16 protein-coding genes are annotated in these 16,176 nt (G+C 60.1%); 7 read left to right on the plus strand and 9 right to left on the minus strand.

Annotation, left to right across the window (positions count from 1 at the left end; translation table 11 throughout):
* Window positions 1-114: 114 nt before the first annotated feature.
* A complete protein-coding gene (locus OKB77_RS21345; RefSeq protein WP_150390063.1) occupies window positions 115-687 on the plus strand; it encodes a DNA-3-methyladenine glycosylase I in 573 nt (190 codons plus the stop codon).
* A 129-nt stretch (window positions 688-816) separates the two neighbouring features.
* Window positions 817-1,473, plus strand: a complete 657-nt coding sequence (locus tag OKB77_RS21350; protein ID WP_005339468.1) for an OmpA family lipoprotein — start codon at window positions 817-819, stop codon at window positions 1,471-1,473.
* A 75-nt stretch (window positions 1,474-1,548) separates the two neighbouring features.
* On the opposite strand, the gene OKB77_RS21355 is transcribed toward OKB77_RS21350, so the two are convergent.
* Both OKB77_RS21355 and tusA read right to left on the minus strand, forming a co-directional pair.
* Window positions 1,549-1,896, minus strand: a complete 348-nt coding sequence (locus OKB77_RS21355; protein WP_005355943.1) for a RidA family protein — start codon at window positions 1,894-1,896, stop codon at window positions 1,549-1,551.
* A gap of 21 nt (window positions 1,897-1,917) precedes the next feature.
* On the minus strand, window positions 1,918-2,163 hold the full coding sequence (tusA, locus tag OKB77_RS21360) for a sulfurtransferase TusA (protein ID WP_005342448.1): 246 nt from the start codon (window positions 2,161-2,163) through the stop codon (window positions 1,918-1,920).
* A gap of 169 nt (window positions 2,164-2,332) precedes the next feature.
* On the opposite strand from tusA, the gene OKB77_RS21365 reads away from it, so the two are divergent.
* Window positions 2,333-2,524: a hypothetical protein gene (locus tag OKB77_RS21365; protein ID WP_005339471.1), complete on the plus strand. Its 192-nt coding sequence runs from the start codon at window positions 2,333-2,335 to the stop codon at window positions 2,522-2,524.
* Between the two features lie 75 nt (window positions 2,525-2,599).
* Here the strand turns inward: OKB77_RS21365 and OKB77_RS21370 are convergent, their stop codons facing one another.
* The 6 genes from OKB77_RS21370 to OKB77_RS21395 form a co-directional block, all read right to left on the minus strand.
* Window positions 2,600-3,838: an ABC transporter substrate-binding protein gene (locus tag OKB77_RS21370; RefSeq protein ID WP_021229266.1), complete on the minus strand. Its 1,239-nt coding sequence runs from the start codon at window positions 3,836-3,838 to the stop codon at window positions 2,600-2,602.
* A gap of 4 nt (window positions 3,839-3,842) precedes the next feature.
* The gene (locus OKB77_RS21375; protein ID WP_021229267.1) at window positions 3,843-5,288 is read right to left on the minus strand and encodes an ATP-binding protein; all 1,446 of its coding nucleotides are present in this window, start codon (window positions 5,286-5,288) and stop codon (window positions 3,843-3,845) included.
* Window positions 5,285-6,007: a response regulator gene (locus OKB77_RS21380; RefSeq protein ID WP_005339475.1), complete on the minus strand. Its 723-nt coding sequence runs from the start codon at window positions 6,005-6,007 to the stop codon at window positions 5,285-5,287. The genes OKB77_RS21375 and OKB77_RS21380 overlap by 4 nt, the downstream gene beginning before the upstream one ends.
* A 278-nt stretch (window positions 6,008-6,285) precedes the next feature.
* Window positions 6,286-7,449, minus strand: a complete 1,164-nt coding sequence (gene fadA, locus OKB77_RS21385) for an acetyl-CoA C-acyltransferase FadA (protein WP_150390065.1) — start codon at window positions 7,447-7,449, stop codon at window positions 6,286-6,288.
* Window positions 7,450-7,470: 21 nt separating this feature from the next.
* On the minus strand, window positions 7,471-9,618 hold the full coding sequence (gene fadB / locus OKB77_RS21390; protein ID WP_199416700.1) for a fatty acid oxidation complex subunit alpha FadB: 2,148 nt from the start codon (window positions 9,616-9,618) through the stop codon (window positions 7,471-7,473).
* A 204-nt stretch (window positions 9,619-9,822) separates the two neighbouring features.
* The gene (locus tag OKB77_RS21395; protein WP_199416701.1) at window positions 9,823-11,760 is read right to left on the minus strand and encodes an acetoacetate--CoA ligase; all 1,938 of its coding nucleotides are present in this window, start codon (window positions 11,758-11,760) and stop codon (window positions 9,823-9,825) included.
* Window positions 11,761-11,951: 191 nt separating this feature from the next.
* On the opposite strand from OKB77_RS21395, the gene pepQ reads away from it, so the two are divergent.
* From pepQ to hemG, 4 genes are read left to right on the plus strand one after another with little or no spacing between them, the layout of a single operon-like run.
* Window positions 11,952-13,274 carry a Xaa-Pro dipeptidase gene (pepQ, locus tag OKB77_RS21400; RefSeq protein ID WP_199416702.1) on the plus strand — a complete coding sequence of 441 codons (1,323 nt, stop codon included), beginning with the start codon at window positions 11,952-11,954 and terminating at the stop codon, window positions 13,272-13,274.
* Entirely contained in the window at window positions 13,274-13,891 is a 618-nt protein-coding gene (locus tag OKB77_RS21405; protein ID WP_040069890.1) for a YigZ family protein, read from the plus strand. The genes pepQ and OKB77_RS21405 overlap by 1 nt, the downstream gene beginning before the upstream one ends.
* A 36-nt stretch (window positions 13,892-13,927) precedes the next feature.
* Window positions 13,928-15,385, plus strand: coding sequence for a TrkH family potassium uptake protein (locus OKB77_RS21410; protein ID WP_005339482.1), 1,458 nt, complete (start codon window positions 13,928-13,930; stop codon window positions 15,383-15,385).
* A 7-nt stretch (window positions 15,386-15,392) separates the two neighbouring features.
* Complete coding sequence (gene hemG, locus OKB77_RS21415; RefSeq protein ID WP_005339483.1) at window positions 15,393-15,917, plus strand: menaquinone-dependent protoporphyrinogen IX dehydrogenase; 525 nt, start codon at window positions 15,393-15,395, stop codon at window positions 15,915-15,917.
* A 61-nt stretch (window positions 15,918-15,978) separates the two neighbouring features.
* Here hemG and OKB77_RS21420 read toward each other — a convergent pair.
* The coding region (locus tag OKB77_RS21420) for a hypothetical protein (RefSeq protein ID WP_270818465.1) at window positions 15,979-16,176 on the minus strand (198 nt) is incomplete at its 5' end.

Raw genomic sequence — 16,176 nt, forward strand, 5'->3', positions numbered from 1 at the left:
CGGGATGGGGCTGCGCCCTGGCTGGTCGGGCAGGATGTCCGGTATATGATGTGAGCAGTGCCGCCTGTAGAGTGGGCAGGGTCGGGCAAACCGCTGAAATAACGAGGGAAGGAAATGGAACTGCGCTGCGCCTGGGTGACCAAGGACCCGGAATACATTGAATACCATGACAAACAGTGGGGCAGGCCGGTCTATGACGCCCGCGAGCTGTTTGCCAAGCTCTGCCTCGACGGCCAGCAGGCGGGGCTGTCGTGGATCACCATCCTCAAGCGCACCGAGAGCTACCATCGCGCCTATGCGGACTTTGATCCGGTGCAGATTGCCCGCTTCGACGAGCAGGATGTGGAGCGGTTGATGCAGGACACCGGCATTATCCGCAACCGGCTCAAGGTGCAGTCGATCATCAGAAATGCCCGCGCCTATCTGGCGTTGCAGGAGCAGGGGATCGACTTCGCCGACTACCTGTGGGGCTTTGTTGGCGGCGCCCCCATCGTTAACCAGCGGCAGGGCAATGGCGATATTCCGGCGACCTCACCGGAGTCGGATGCCATGTCGAAAGCACTCAAAAAGCTTGGCTTCAACTTCGTCGGCAGCACCATCTGTTACGCCTTTATGCAGGCAGTGGGGATGGTGAACGATCATCTGGTCAGCTGTCCTTGCCACGCCGAGTGTCAGTTACCGCGCTGACAACCCGTCGGTTGCCCAAAAAAACACCACTCTCGCCATCTGTTCAGGCTTGCGTCAGACAATGGCGTGCCAGCGCGTTACAATCCGGCCCCCGGCATGGTGCCGGATTGTTTTCACAGAGGTTTTTTCATGCGAGCCAAGATCCTGGTGCCAGCTCTGGCACTGACCGTTGCCCTGAGCGGCTGTACCACCAACCCCTACACAGGTGAATCCCAGACCTCCAAAGGTGCCTGGGGCGCGCTGGCTGGCGCCGCTGCCGGTGCGGCCGTAGGTGCGCTCTCCTCCAGCAAGGGTGACCGCAAGAAGGGCATCCTGACCGGCGTTGCTGCTGGCGCGGCGCTGGGTGGCGGTATCGGCTACTACATGGACGTGCAGGAAGCCAAGCTGCGCGAGAAGCTGCAGGGCACCGGCGTCAGTGTGACCCGCAATGGCAATGAGCTGATCCTCAACATGCCGAACAACGTGACCTTTGACAGCTCCAGTTCCCAGCTGAAAGCGGCCGGTGCCAACACCCTCTCCGGCGTGGCCATGGTGGTTGCCGAGTTCGACAAGACCCGCCTGAACGTGGTCGGTCACACCGACAGTACAGGTTCCCGCGACCTGAACATGAAGCTCTCCCGCGATCGTGCCGATGCCGTTGCCGCCCAGCTGATTGGTCAGGGCGTAGCAGGCAGCCGCATCTCCACCACCGGCGTGGGCCCGGATCAGCCGGTTGCTACCAACAGCACCGCCGCTGGCAAAGCCCAGAACCGTCGCGTGACCATTACCCTGACCCCGACCGCCTAAGTCGCTCAGGTTTCGGTAACGAAAAGGCCCCGCCAGTGATGGCGGGGCCTTTTGCTAGCTCAAGCCGGGAAAGGCTTAGACAGCCGCTGTCAGCTGTACTTCGACCTTGTAGCCTTCGTGGGCGAGGCGTGCCTGTACGCAGGCGCGAACCGGTGCGGTGCCAGCCGGGATCCAGGCATCCCACTGCTCGTTGAAGGCAGCGATGTCCTGAATGTCTTTGAGATAGATATTGGCCATCAGGATCTTGTCGACGCCGGAGCCGTTGGCTTCCAGCAGGCGTTGCAGGCTTGCCAGCACTTCGCGGGTCTGCTGGTGGATGTCGGCCTCTTCGCTGACGGGCACTTCCACCACGTAGAGGGTGCCATTGTGGATGACCACGTCTGACCAACGCTGGGTGGTGCCGATTCGGGTAATGGTTGTCATGGAGTGCTCCGGTACGGGGGCTTATTGACCCTTGCGGATCAGATAGCGGTAGGGGGCCTGCTCTGTCTCGCTGGCGACCAGGGTGTGATCCATAAAGCGGCAGAAACTGGGGATGTCGCGGGTGGTTGAGGGATCGTCGGCGCTGACCAGCAGGGTCTCGCCATCCGCCATCAGCCGCACTTTCTTGCGAACCATCATAACGGGTTCCGGGCAACGAAGCCCGATTGCGTCCAACTCGTGGGTCGCATCGCAGAATAAATCACTCATCTATTATCAACCTTCAACCTATTCGGCTGCCAATGATACTCAGGGCTAAAAAATAATCAAACAAACGACCCATTAACCAGCATATGTAACCGAAATGTTATTCGGCCCTATCCAGCTTGCGCCGGACGAGTAATATAAAAATTGAACCATATTCAACAAGGAGGTGAATATGCAGGTCTCCTACGGCAGATTACAAGCCTATGCAGGCATGGGGTTCTTGTCCTTCGCCATGATAGTGATGGGCAGTCCGATCGGGAATACCGGTACCTGGTTCGGCTCCATGGTGATGGTCGGGTTGGGGCTCTGGATCGAGCTCAGCGATTACTATGACGAGGATGAGGACGAGAACGATCAATCCTGAATCGGATGACGATTCAACAACAAAGGCGGAGCAATTCCGCCTTTGTCATTTCTGCCGTTTGGCAATGTGCCCGGATCAGCGGGTCGAGCGCATCGCCCGCTCCAGATGCAGCGCCGTCTGCTCCGGGCTGGCCTTGGGGTCGTTGAAGAAGTTGCTCAGCACATCGAGGATTGCCTGCCGCATATTGGTCGGCGTCGCCATCCCTTCTGCCATGCTGGGCAGCAGGTTGTCCTGCTTTTCCGCCAGCAGGAAGTCCTGATAGGAGCGGACTGCGCAGCGGTCGAACTTGCTCATGTCGGGGTTGGTCAGCGCCGGGATCGACCCCTTCACCCGATTGAACTCCTCCTGAAATTGCGGCGTCATCAGCAGTTGGGCCAGATCCCCCTGCGCCTGCAGCTGGGCCGGATCCCGCTGTTTGAACATGGCGATGGAGTCGAGGTTGTAGCTGAACAGTCCGGCGCTGCCCGGGCTCGGCAGGCAGGCGATATCCTCACCCGGTCGGTAGTTGCCCGCACTCAGTTCACCCTTCACCCAGTCCCCCATCAACTGCATGGCGGCGCCACCGCTCTCCAGCAGATTGGTGGCCTGATGCCACTTCAGACCAGCGTATTTTTGCGGCACATAGGCGCGCAGTTGCTGGAAACGGGTCAACACCCGCACCATATCGGGGCCGGTCAGGGTGGCGCTGTCCTGTTCGAGGAACGCCTTGCGATAGAATTCTTTTCCGCCCTCACCGAGCGCCACCGTTTCAAACAACACCGCCAGCTGCCAGGGCTCGTTGCCGATGGCGAGCGGAGTGATGCCCCGTTTTTTAAGCTGGTCGGCGACGGTAACAAACTGGGCCCAGTCGGTGGGTGGAGTCAGCTTGTTGCGCTCGAAGATCTTGCGGTTGAGCCACAGCCAGTTGACCCGGTGGATGCCGGTGGGCACCGCCATCAGGGCGCCATTCTGGCTGAGGGTGGCACGCACCATGGGCGGCATCTGACTGTACCAGCCGAGGTGTTCGGCCATGGGGGTGAGATCGCGCAAAAAGCCCAGCCCGGCCCACTCCTTGAGCTCGTAACCCTTGAGGTGGGCCGCTTCGGGCGGGTTGGCCGCCAGCGCCCGGCTCTTCAATACCGTCATGGCACTCTTGCCGCCGCCGCCCTGTACCGCGAAGTCGTTCCACTGGTTGCCCTGTTTGGTCCACTCGGATTTGAGCACTTCGACCGCTTTCGCTTCGCCGCCGGACGTCCACCAGTGCAGCACTTCCACCTGGGAGGCGGCAACGGGAGCAGAGAGCAGGGCGATGACAGAAAAAGACAACCACTTCATAAGGTTACTGCCTTGGTAGGGAGAGCGTGGCCTGCAGGCCACCTTGCGGACGATTTTCCAGCACCAGATCGCCGCCGTGGGCGTGGGCTATGTTGCGGGCGATGCCAAGACCGAGGCCGGTGCCGGCCTGATCGGTACTGAGCCGGTAATAGGGTTCGAAGATGCGCTCAAACTTATCGTCTGGCAGGCCGGGGCCCTCATCCATGATGAAGAGGATCAGCATCTCCTCGTCATCCATGATGATGATGCGCACCCGCTGGCCGTACTTGATGCCGTTGTCTACCAGATTGCCGATGCAGCGCTTGAGCGCCAGCAGCTTGCCGCGGTAGGGCCACTTGCAGTGGCCTTCGATGGTCAGCCGCTCGTCGTGCAGGTTCATCGACTCCGCCATCTGCTCAAGCAGGGCGTTGATATCGATCTCCTCGATATTCTCGTGAATGTCGGTCTCTTTGACCGTCTGCAGCGCCCCTTTCACCATCAGCTCCAGCTCGTCGAGATCCTTGTTGAACTTGGCGATTTGCACCTCGTCGTCGAGCAGTTCGACCCGCAGCCGCAGTCGGGTGATGGGGGTCTTGAGGTCGTGGGAGATGGAGCTGAACAGCCGCTCTCTATCGTCGATATAGCGACGAATGCGGTGCTGCATGATGTTGAAGGCGCGGGTGGCCGCCACGATTTCCGATGCTCCTTCCTCCTTGAGCGAAGGTTGGTCGATATCCTTGCCCAGATTCACCGCCGCCTTGGCGAGACGGCGCAGCGGGCGGGTCTGCCAGCGCACCAGCATAAAGGTGAAGAAGCAGAGGAACACCGTCATCAGGGCGATGAAACGCACCTGGTTGCTCGGCATCACGGTATCGTCGAGGGTCATGTAGGGGGCGGGCAGCAGGGCCGCCAGATAGAGCCACTCTCCCTTTTCGATCTCGATCTGGGTCACCAGCACCGGCGGATTGAGCGGCTCCAGCGACAGGGTGTAGCGGGCCCAGGAGGAGGGAAGATCCGCCAGCAAGGTGTCGTTGTTGAAGACGTGGAGGTCGTCGGGCCGGGAGAAATCCACCTTGATCGCCATGGCGTCGGAGAGCTTGCGGGTCAGCACTCCCTGCACCTCCTCCAGCACCTGCGTCTTGCGTTCGCTGTCGGGGATGGCGTTGATGTGGATCTCTTCCTCGTTGAGCGAGACGAAGAAGCGGCTGCCCCCCATGTTGCGCAGCTGGTCCAGCGCGATATGGCGATACTGCAGCGGCAGGGATTTGAAGAAGTTGACGGTGGAGGCGGCAGACATGGCGAGGTTGCGGGTGGTGCTGAGCATCCCCTCCAGCTCCCGCTTCTGGATCTGCTGCATCCAGATGCCGGTCAGAATGGTCTGGGAGAGCAGGATGGCCAGCAACAGCAGCAGGATCATCCGTGACAACAGGGAGCGGGGCACCAGCGCCCCCCAGGACCACTTGTTGCTCATGGCAGCTCGTGCACCTCGGCAATCAGCATGTAGCCGCTACCGCGGATGGTTTTGATGATGCGCGGGCTCTTGCCGTTGTCGCCCAGCTTCTGGCGCAGACGGCTGATCTGCACGTCGATACCGCGCTCCATCGGCAGGCTTTCGCGGCCGCGGGTGGCATCCGAGATGGTGTCCCGATCCAGCACCACGCCGGGCTGTTGCAGGAACATGCCGAGCAGCATGGCGTCGCTGCCGGAGAGATCCAGCAGGCTGCCATCATCATGGGTCAGCTGGTGGCTCAGGGTGTCGAGGGTCCACTCGGCAAAACGCAGGCGGCGGCTCGGCTCTTTCTCTTTTTCCGGCTGGCGGAATTCGGCGCGGCGCAGCAGCGCCTTGATGCGGGCCTGCAGTTCACGGGGGCTGAACGGCTTGGCGATATAGTCGTCGGCGCCGAGTTCGAGGCCGATCACCCGATCCGCTTCGTCGGAGGCGGCGGTCAGCATGATGATGGGCACCTGGGAGTCACGACGGATCTGCTGGCAGAGGGTAAAACCATCCTCGCCGGGCATCATGATGTCCAGAATAATCAGGTCCGGGCTGTGCTGGGCGAGTTGCTGGCGCATCTCATTGCCCTCCGCCGCCGTCAATACCTGAAAGCCCGCCCGAGTCAGGTACTCATTGAGCAGCTCGCGGATCTCTTGGTCGTCATCGACGATCAGCAGTTGTTTGCTCATTGACATATGTATGTGCATCCACCCATTTTTTTGTGCAGATTGAACCTGTCGGGGGAGTAAAAAGCAAGCAAGCCCCCTATCTAATGTGAGGTTTAAGGCAATAACAGCCTATTGATAAGATTAAAACGAAAAAAGGCCGACCCAAACGGGACGGCCAACAGACAGCTTCTGACCACTGACGAGCACCCCGTGTGGCGATCGTCACAGACTTGAAAAGGGGCCAGTCAGACTGGCCCCGAAAAGGGACAACTCTCAGTAGTGCATCCCGTCGATCCGGCTGGTTATCACACCCGTTCAAACACGGTGGCGATGCCCTGACCCAGACCGATACACATGGTGGCAACCCCCAGGGTGGCATCCTTCTCCTCCATCAGATTGATGAGGGTGGTGGAGATGCGGGCGCCGGAGCAGCCGAGGGGGTGACCCAGCGCAATGGCGCCGCCGTTCAGGTTGACCTTCTCGTCCACCAGATCCTGCAGACCCAGATCCTTCACGCAAGGCAGAGACTGGGCGGCAAACGCCTCGTTCAGCTCGAACAGGTCGATATCACCGACAGTCAGACCGGCACGTTTGAGCGCCTTCTGGGTGGCCGGTACCGGGCCGTAACCCATGATGGCGGCGTCACAGCCGGCGATGGCCATGGCGCGTACCTTGGCGCGCGGCGTGAGGCCGAGGGCCTTGGCGCGATCCGCGCTCATCACCAGCATGGCGGCGGCGCCATCGGACAGGGCCGAGGAGCTGCCGGCGGTGACGGTGCCGTTGACCGGGTCAAACACCGGGCGCAGCTGGCTTAAGCCATCGACCGTGGTCTCCGGGCGGATCACCTCGTCATAGTCGTAGAAGAAGCGGGCGCCGCTGGCGTCATGGCCTTCCAGCCCGACGATCTCCTTGGCAAAACGCCCTTCCACGGTTGCCGCGTGGGCGCGGCGGTGGGAGCGCGCGGCAAACTCGTCCTGCTGCTGACGGCTGATGCCGTGCAGCTTGCCGAGCATCTCGGCGGTCAGCCCCATCATGCCGGAGGCTTTCGCCACCGACTTGGCCATGCCGGGGTGGAAGTCAACGCCGTGGCTCATCGGCACGTGACCCATATGCTCAACGCCGCCGATGATGAAGATATCCCCATCACCTACCTGAATGGCGCGGGAGGCATCATGCAGCGCCTGCATGGAGGAGCCACACAGGCGGTTGACGGTAACCGCCCCCACCTGCTTCGGAATGCCGGCCAGCAGCGCGGCGTTGCGGGCGATGTTGAAGCCCTGCTCCAGGGTCTGCTGCACGCAGCCCCAGTAGATATCCTCGATCTCGTTCGGGTCGAGATTGGGGTTGCGCAGCAGGATGGATTTCATCAGGTGCGCGGACAGATCTTCTGCACGCACGTTGCGGAAGGCGCCGCCCTTGGACCGGCCCATCGGGGTCCGGATACAGTCGACAATGACTACGTCTTTCATGAATGGATCTCCTTTCCGCAATCAGTAGAAGGTTTTGCCCTGGGCGGCCATCTCGCGTAAGCGGTCGCTGACGCGGTAGAGCGGGCCCAAGTCGGCATACTGGTCGGCCATGGCCACGTAGCGATCCAGACCAATGGTGTCCAGATAGCGGAACACGCCGCCGCGGAAGGGAGGGAAGCCCAGACCGTAGACCAGCGCGATGTCGGCTTCGGCTGGCGTGGCGACAATGCCCTCTTCCAGACAGAGCACCACCTCGTTGATCATCGGGATCATCATGCGAGCGATGATGGCGTCCTTGTCGAAATCCTGTTTCGGCTTGGCGATGGGGGCCAGCAGCTCGTAGCTAGCTGCGTCAGCCACCTTCTTCGGCTTGCCCTTCTTGTCCTGCTCGTAGGCGTAGAAGCCCTTGCCGTTCTTCTGACCAAAGCGGTTCACTTCGTACATCACGTCGATGGCGGTGCGGCCTTCCTTGCTCATGCGTGCCGGGAAGCCCTGCGCCATCACATCACCGGCATGGTGACCGGTGTCGATACCGACCACATCCAGCAGATAGGCGGGGCCCATGGGCCAGCCGAACTCCTTCTCCATCACCTTGTCGACGGCGGCAAAGTCGGCGCCATCGGCGACCAGCTTGTTGAAGCCGAAGAAGTAGGGGAACAGCACGCGGTTGACGAAGAAGCCCGGGCAGTCGTTGACCACCACAGGCGACTTGCCCATGGCGGCGGCATAGGCCACCACGCGGTTGATGGTTTCATCGGAGGTTTGCTCGCCGCGGATGATCTCCACCAGTGGCATGCGGTGCACCGGGTTGAAGAAGTGCATGCCGCAGAAGTTCTGCGGGCGCTTCAGCCCTTTGGCCAGCAGTGAGATGGGAATGGTGGAGGTGTTGCTGGCGAGTACGGCGTCTTCGCCAATGATCCCTTCCACTTCGCCCAGTACGGCGGCTTTCACTTTCGGGTTCTCGACCACGGCTTCGACCACGACGTCCACATGCTTGACGTTGTCATAGCTGAGGGTCGGAGTGATGGCAGAGAGCACCTGGCCCATCTTGATGCCATCGATGCGGCCCTTTTCGAGCTGGCCGTTGAGCAGCTTGGTGGCTTCGCCCATGCCAAGTGCCAGCGCCTTCTCGTTGATGTCCTTCATCACCGCCGGAATGCCCTTGCTGGCAGACTGGTAGGCGATGCCGCCCCCCATGATGCCGGCACCCAGTACGGCAGCATGGCCAGTGGCCTTAGCAGCCTGTTTGGCCGCCTTCTTGGCCAGCGCCTTGATGTGCTGATCGTTCAGGAAAATCCCGACCAGCGCCTTGGCGACATCGGTCTTGGCCAGCTTGATAAAGCCCTGTGCCTCAACGGCCAGCGCCTCGTCACGGCCCATACCTGCGGCGGCCTCGACGGTTTTCACCGCAGTCATAGGCGCCGGATAGTGTTTGCCCGCCACGGCGGCAACCATGCCGGCGGCGGTGGTGAAGCTCATCATGGCTTCCAGTTTGGAGAGGCGCAGCGGAGCTTTCTTGGCTGCGCGACGGCTCTGCCAGTCCAGCTTGCCCGCGATGGCGTCCTTGATCATCTGCAGCGCAGCGCTCTGCAGTACGTCGGGGGCGACCACGGCGTCGATGGCGCCCACCTTGAGGGCGTCATCGGCACGGTAATCCTTGCCGGTGGTGATCCACTCGAGCGCGTTGTCGGCGCCGATCACCCGCGGCAGGCGGACTGTGCCGCCAAAGCCCGGCATGATGCCGAGTTTGGTCTCGGGCAGGCCGATTTTGGCTGTGGTGTCAGCCAGACGGAAGTCGGTGGAGAGAATGGTCTCGCAGCCGCCGCCCAAGGCGTGGCCCTTGATGGCGGAGAGGGTCGGAACCGGCAGATCTTCGATGGCATTGAAGATGTCGTTGGCCTTTTTCAGCCAGCCGAGCAGATCTTCTTGCGGCAGATCGAACAGTTCCAGGAATTCGGTAATGTCGGCTCCGACGATAAAGGCGTCTTTGCCAGAGGTGAGGATCAGACCTTTTAGTTCACGTTCTTGTTGTAATGCGGCGATCGCTTCGCTCAGGGAGAGCAGGGTAGCGCGATCCAGCTTGTTGACTGAACCCGGGGCATCAAACCTCAGCTCGGCGATGCCGTTTTCGAGGTAGCTGACCGACAGGGTTTCGCCTTGGTAGATCATGAGAGTGTCTCCTTGTTCCCACTCAGTGGGGAGTGGTGCTCCTTAATCCCCAGCAGGGGGCGAGGCTCACTATTGATCCAAAAGGAGACATTTTCAACACCTATTTAAAACATTTGTTTAACAGATCTCGAGTAAAAGCTCTTCATCACAAAACGGGCAAAAGAGAGGCGCCTTGCGGCGCCTCGGATAGATGTGAGTTTGTTATCAACTGGCCAGTTCAGGCCGGTTGCGATACTGGTTAAGCACCTCGGGATCGGCGAGGGCATGGGTGTTGTTGACCGGCCGGTTGTGTACCACTTCCCGCACCGCCAGTTCGACGATCTTGCCGGACTTGGTACGGGGGATGGCATCCACCTGCAGGATGCGGGCAGGCACGTGGCGGGCGGTGCAGTGTTGCTTTATTTGCTGGCGGATCCGCTCGCGCAGCGGCTCATCCAGCTTGCAGCCCGCCTTGAGCTTGACGAACAGCACCACCCGTTCGTCCTGCTGCCACTGCTGGCCGATGACGATGCTCTCCTCCACCTCGTCGAGTTGTTCAACATAGCGATAGATCTCGCTGGTGCCGATGCGCACGCCGCCCGGGTTGAGGGTGGCGTCGGAGCGGCCGTAGAACAGAATGCCGCCGGTCGGGGTCAGCTCGATCCAGTCGCCGTGGCACCAGATGTTGTCGAACCGCTCGAAGTAGGCCGCGTGGTACTTGTCGCCATTCTCGTCACCCCAGAAGTAAATGGGTTGGGCCGGGAACGGCTTGGTACAGACCAGTTCGCCCTTCTCCCCCTGCACCGGCTGGCCCGCTTCGTTGAACACCTGCACCGCGAGACCGAGGCCACGCCCCTGGCTCTCGCCGCGATAGACGGGGCTGAGCGGGTTGCCGATGACGAAGCAGGAGCAGATATCGGTGCCGCCGGAGATGGAGCTGAGCTGCACATCCTGCTTGATCTGCTGGTAGACGTAGTCAAATCCCTCCGGCGACAGCACAGATCCGGTGCTGCAGATCAGCCGCAAGTGCGGCAAATCGTGGCTCATGATGGGGGTGTAACCCTGCTTGTGCAGTGCGTCGAGATACTTGGCCGAGGTACCGAACAAGCTGACCTGCTCGTCACGGGCGAGATCCCACAGCACGTTGCCATCCGGGTAAAACGGCGAGCCGTCATAGAGCACCAGGGTGGCGCCGGAGGCGAGGGCGCTCACCAGCCAGTTCCACATCATCCAGCCACAGGTGGTGAAGTAGAAGATCCGCTCCCCCGGCTTGATGTCGCAGTGCAGTTGGTGTTCTTTCAGGTGTTGCAGCAGGGTGCCGCCGATGCCGTGCACGATGCACTTGGGTTTGCCGGTGGTACCGGAGGAGTAGAGGATATAGAGCGGATCATTGAAGGCCATGGGTTCGAACTGGAGGCTGGCGTCCGACTGGCTCGCCAGCACTTGCTGCCAGTCGTGGCCAAGCTGCAGCGGGTTGCCGAGCAGGGGGATCATCACCGTCTGCTCTATGCTGCCGATCTGGCTCACCACGCTGGCGACCTTCTGTTGAATGTCGATAGCTTTGCCGTTGTAGCGATAGCCATCCACCGCAAACATCACTCGTGGCCGGGTCTGGCCGAAGCGCTCCACCACGCTGGCTTCACCGAAGTCGGGGCTGGTTGAGGTCCAGATTGCCCCGAGGCTGGTGGTTGCCAGCATGGCAACCACGGTTTCCGGAATATTGGGCAGATAGGCGGCGACCACATCGCCACGACAAATCCCCTGATGACGCAGCCACTGAGCCAGCCGGGCAACCTGATCACTCAGTTCACCCCAGCTAAGAGTACGGCTTGGGCTACCTTCGATACGGGAGATGATGGCCGGGCTCTCGTCCTGACGGCGCAGCAGGTTTTCGGCGAAGTTGAGGCGGCTGTCGGGGAACCAGCGGGTGCGCTGCATATCTTGACGGTTCTCCGCCACTATGTTGCCGAGCTCGCCCTTGACGCCGCAGTGCTGCCATACCAGCGGCCAGAAACGGGTGGTCTTCTCCACCGACCATTGATAAAGCTGCGGGTAGTTCTGCAACTGCAAGCCGTGGAAACGGTTCACCTCTGCCATAAAACGGTAGAGGTTGGATTGCTGCATCCCGGGCGGATCCGGTTGCCACAGGCAGAGGTTGTCCATGAGTAATCCCTGACTTCATGTATCTACCGGCAGTGTATTGAATTGTTTTTGATTTGTTAATGATTGGTTTTCTGTTGATAACAAACACGTTTGTAACGTATGCGTTACCTCACGAAGCGGCAGCTTGACGGGTCGAGCCGCCAAGCGCTTGATGTTATGCTGCAATCACATTCACCTCGGAGCAGGACGCCATGAGCAGCTACAGCCAACTTTTTGCCCAGCACCTCGATACCTTGCAGCAGCGCACCCGCGACATTCTGCAACAACAGGGGCTCAGCGGACTGGCCATCCACTCCGGCCAGACTCACCGCATCTTCCTCGATGATCAGGATTATCCGTTCAAGGTAAACCCGCACTTCAAGGCCTGGTTGCCGGTACTGGACAATCCCCACTGCTGGCTGCTGGTGGACGGGGTGAACAAACCAATCCTGCTGTTCTATCGTCCAGTGGATTTCTGGCACAAGGTGGCGGAGCTGCCCAATGCTTTCTGGGTCGAGTTCTTCGATATCCGCTTCCTGACCCGGCCGGAACAGGTGGCTGATCATCTACCTGCCAACAAGCAGGAGTGGGCCTATCTGGGGGGGCATCTGGAAGTGGCCGATCTGCTGGGACTGACCCAGCCCAATCCGGAGGCGGTACTCAACTACCTGCACTATCACCGCGCCTACAAAACCCCCTACGAGCTGGAGTGTCTGCGCGAGGCGAACCGGATCGGGGTACGCGGCCATATTGCCGCCAAGGACTCCTTTATGGCGGGGGCGAGCGAGTTCGAGATCAATCTGGCCTATATGAAAGCGGTCGGGCAGGGGGCCAATGAGGCGCCCTACGGCAATATCGTCGCCATCAACCGCAATGCGGCCATCCTTCACTACACTCATTTGTCTGCCGTGCGGGTGCCGGATGCGGAGCGCCACTCCTTCCTGATCGATGCGGGCGTCGATTTCCACGGTTATGCCTCCGACATCACCCGTACCTGGGCGTGGCGGCGTGGCGAGTTTGCCGATCTGATTGCTGCCCTCGACGAGCAGCAGCAGGAGATCATCAAGGAGATCAAACCGGGACGCCGCTACAGCGAGCTGCACCTGCAGATGCACCACAAGCTGGCGCGCCTGCTGCAAGCCACCGAGCTGGTGGACATGTCGGTAGACGAGATGATCAACACCGGGGTGACCAACGTCTTCTTCCCTCACGGCCTCGGCCACTTCCTCGGTTTGCAGGTGCACGATGCGGGTGGTTTCATGCAGGATGAGCGCGGTACCCACCTGGCGGCGCCCGAGCTGTTCCCCTATCTGCGCTGCACCCGGGTGATGGAGGTGGGTCAGGTGTTCACCATCGAGCCGGGCCTCTACTTCATCGACAGTTTGCTGGAGCCGCTGCGTCAGGGTGAACAGGGCAAGCGGGTCAACTGGAACAAGGTGGAGGCGCTGCGTCCGTTCGGCGGCATCCGCATCGAAGACAACGTGGTGCTGCACGCCAACGGGGTGGAGAACATGACCAGACAAGCAGGACTCTGATGGCGGCAGCGTACTCCATTCCGGCTGCCCCGCTGGAGTTGACCGAAGAGATAAAGAAGAGTCGCTTCATTACCCTGATCGCCCACACCCCGACCGTCGAGGCGGCCAAGGGGTGGGTCAACGAGATCAAGCGCCAACATCCGGCCGCTCGCCACCACTGCTGGGCCTTTGTGGCTGGTGCGCCGCAAGATAGTCAGGTTTATGGCTTCAGCGATGACGGCGAACCTTCCGGTACTGCGGGCAAGCCGATCCTGGCCCAGTTGATGGGCTCGGGGCTCGGTGAAATCTGTGCCGTGGTGGTGCGTTACTACGGCGGCATCCAGCTTGGCACCGGTGGGCTGGTCAAAGCCTATGGAGGCGGCGTCGGTGCCGCCCTCAAGCAACTGCCCACCCTGCTCAAGGTGCCACGCACTCCCTCTCTCATTCACTGCGATTACGGTGACATGGGGACGGTCGAGTCGCTGATCAGTAGCCATAATGGCGAATTGCTGGCGGCCGATTACGGTCAGCAGGTCACCTTGCAGGTGGCGTGGGAGTCCTCGGTTTGGGCTCAGGTGGACCGTGAATTGACCGACCGGACTCATGGGCGGGTATCCCTCAGCCCCTTAGATGGCTAGAATCCATCGCTCTTTAATTGGGGAAAGGGAGCTGTAATGCACATTCTGAGCATTATTCGCATTGTTGGCCTGCTGGTTGCGCTGTTCAGCTCGACCATGCTGTTGCCTGCACTGGTGGCCTTTGGCTATCGGGATGGTGGTGGTGCCGAGTTCGTCAGCTCTTTTCTGATCGCCCTGCTGCTCGGCGTGGTGCTCTGGTTTCCCAATCGCTATCACAAGAAGGAGATGCGCTCGAAAGAGGGTTTCCTCATCGTGGTGCTGTTCTGGACCGTGCTGGGCAGTGTGGGGGCTGTGCCCTTTATCATGAGCGACGTGCCGGACATGTCGGTCTCGGAGGCCTTCTTCGAATCTTTTTCCGGCCTGACCACCACAGGGGCAACGGTACTGACCGGGCTCGATAATTTGCCCAAGGCGTTTCTGTTCTATCGCCAGTTGCTGCAGTGGCTGGGGGGGATGGGGATCATCGTACTGGCGGTGGCCATTCTGCCACTGCTGGGTATCGGGGGCATGCAGCTCTATCGCGCCGAGATCCCGGGGCCAGTGAAGGATACCAAGGTGACGCCGCGCATCGCCGAAACGGCCAAGGCGCTCTGGTTCATCTATCTGCTGCTCACCGCACTCTGTGCGCTGGCCTACTGGCTCGCCGGAATGACGCTGTTCGATGCAGTGTGCCATTCGTTCTCGACTCTGTCGGTCGGTGGCTTCTCCACTCACGATGCCAGCATCGGTTTCTTCAACAGTCCGGTCATCAACCTGATTACCGTGGTGTTCCTGCTGCTGGCCAGCGTGAACTTTGCGCTCCACTTTACCGTCTTCTCTCACCGTCCGGTGCGGCTCGGGCGCTACCTCTATGATTCGGAGCTCAAGGTGTTCCTGGCCATTCAGGCGACCCTGGTGATGATCTGCTTTGTCGCCTTGCTGACCCACGGACACTACGCCACTTGGCAAGAGGCGCTCAACCACGGTCTTTTCCAGGCGGTCTCTCTGGGGACCACCACCGGCTACAGCACCACGACCTATGCAGATTGGCCCTCGTTCCTGCCCATGCTGCTGATGTTCTCCGCCTTTATCGGCTGTTGCGCGGGCAGTACTGGGGGCGGTATCAAGGTGATGCGTTTTATGATCCTGTTCATGCAGGGGATGCGTGAGTTGAAGCGGTTGGTTCACCCCAGAGCCATCTATACCTTGAAGCTGGGGAATCGGGCGGTGCCCGAGCGCATCGTCGAGGCGGTGTGGGGCTACTTCGCCACCTATATTATTCTCTTCTTTATGTTCATGCTGCTGTTGCTGATGACGGGGCTGAACGAAGTGACCGCATTCACCGCTGTGGCTGCGGCTTTCACCAACGTAGGCCCAGGTTTGGGAGAAGTCTCTGCCAACTTCGGCAATATCTCACCGGCGGCCCAGTGGGTACTGGTGTTGGCTATGTTGTTTGGCCGATTGGAAATTTTCACGCTTCTGGTACTGTTTACTCCTGCATTCTGGCGTAGTTGAGGTTGTTATGGACAAGATTCTGGTACTTTATTCCTCTCGGGATGGCCAAACCCGCAAAATAGTCGATGTCATGCTGGAGCAGATGCCGGGATGCGAAGTGGTGATGCATGACCTGCATACCTTGCCGATGTGCAACCTCAGCAAGTATGCCAAGGTCTTGATCGGCGCCTCTATCCGTTATGGCAACTTCCACCCCAGCCTGTTCAGCTTTATTCACGCTCATCAGGAGCAGTTGGAGGTGGCCAATGCGGCCTTCTTCTGTGTCAACCTGACGGCCCGCAAGCCAGAGAAGCAGACGCCGCAAACCAATGCCTATATGAAGAAGTTCCTGCGCCTCTCCCCCTGGAAGCCGAAAACTCTGGGGGTGTTTGCCGGCGCGCTGCAGTACTCCCGCTATAACTGGTGGCAGACTCGCATCATCCAGCTGATCATGAAGATTACCGGTGGCAGTACTGACACTAGTAAGGACATTGAGTTTACCGATTGGGAAAAGGTGCGCAGCTTTGCACGCGAATTCTGGTCGAAAAGGTAGCAGCGTGATGTGAAATCAGGGTTTCTTGCCCGAAACAGCCCCGCCGATGCGGGGCTTTTGTTTAATAAAACAACGGTTGAACCGGAAATCTGTAAAAAGTGCCAATTTTTGCAGTTTTCCTCTTGTCATCCCGGCGCGGCTCTCTATAATGCGCCCCTACCAGCACGGCGGAACACGCCAACCTGATGAGCCAGCTTCCTAGCGAAGTGGGCGCCGAAAGAAAAGCGAAAACAATCGCTTGACTTTCGAAGTGAGAAGC

The sequence above is a fragment of the Aeromonas sp. Y318-3 genome (assembly GCF_027706185.1).
Taxonomy (GTDB): domain Bacteria; phylum Pseudomonadota; class Gammaproteobacteria; order Enterobacterales; family Aeromonadaceae; genus Aeromonas; species Aeromonas veronii.

Excerpts from the sequence above, each read along its gene's own strand:
- OKB77_RS21345 (WP_150390063.1), top strand. The coding sequence starts at position 115 with ATGGAACTGCGCTGCGCCTGGGTGACCAAGGACCCGGAATACATTGAA.
- OKB77_RS21350 (WP_005339468.1), top strand. The coding sequence starts at position 817 with ATGCGAGCCAAGATCCTGGTGCCAGCTCTGGCACTGACCGTTGCCCTG.
- OKB77_RS21355 (WP_005355943.1), bottom strand. The coding sequence starts at position 1,896 with ATGACAACCATTACCCGAATCGGCACCACCCAGCGTTGGTCAGACGTG.
- tusA (WP_005342448.1), bottom strand. The coding sequence starts at position 2,163 with ATGAGTGATTTATTCTGCGATGCGACCCACGAGTTGGACGCAATCGGG.
- OKB77_RS21365 (WP_005339471.1), top strand. The coding sequence starts at position 2,333 with ATGCAGGTCTCCTACGGCAGATTACAAGCCTATGCAGGCATGGGGTTC.
- OKB77_RS21370 (WP_021229266.1), bottom strand. The coding sequence starts at position 3,838 with ATGAAGTGGTTGTCTTTTTCTGTCATCGCCCTGCTCTCTGCTCCCGTT.
- OKB77_RS21375 (WP_021229267.1), bottom strand. The coding sequence starts at position 5,288 with ATGAGCAACAAGTGGTCCTGGGGGGCGCTGGTGCCCCGCTCCCTGTTG.
- OKB77_RS21380 (WP_005339475.1), bottom strand. The coding sequence starts at position 6,007 with ATGTCAATGAGCAAACAACTGCTGATCGTCGATGACGACCAAGAGATC.
- fadA (WP_150390065.1), bottom strand. The coding sequence starts at position 7,449 with ATGAAAGACGTAGTCATTGTCGACTGTATCCGGACCCCGATGGGCCGG.
- fadB (WP_199416700.1), bottom strand. The coding sequence starts at position 9,618 with ATGATCTACCAAGGCGAAACCCTGTCGGTCAGCTACCTCGAAAACGGC.
- OKB77_RS21395 (WP_199416701.1), bottom strand. The coding sequence starts at position 11,760 with ATGGACAACCTCTGCCTGTGGCAACCGGATCCGCCCGGGATGCAGCAA.
- pepQ (WP_199416702.1), top strand. The coding sequence starts at position 11,952 with ATGAGCAGCTACAGCCAACTTTTTGCCCAGCACCTCGATACCTTGCAG.
- OKB77_RS21405 (WP_040069890.1), top strand. The coding sequence starts at position 13,274 with ATGGCGGCAGCGTACTCCATTCCGGCTGCCCCGCTGGAGTTGACCGAA.
- OKB77_RS21410 (WP_005339482.1), top strand. The coding sequence starts at position 13,928 with ATGCACATTCTGAGCATTATTCGCATTGTTGGCCTGCTGGTTGCGCTG.
- hemG (WP_005339483.1), top strand. The coding sequence starts at position 15,393 with ATGGACAAGATTCTGGTACTTTATTCCTCTCGGGATGGCCAAACCCGC.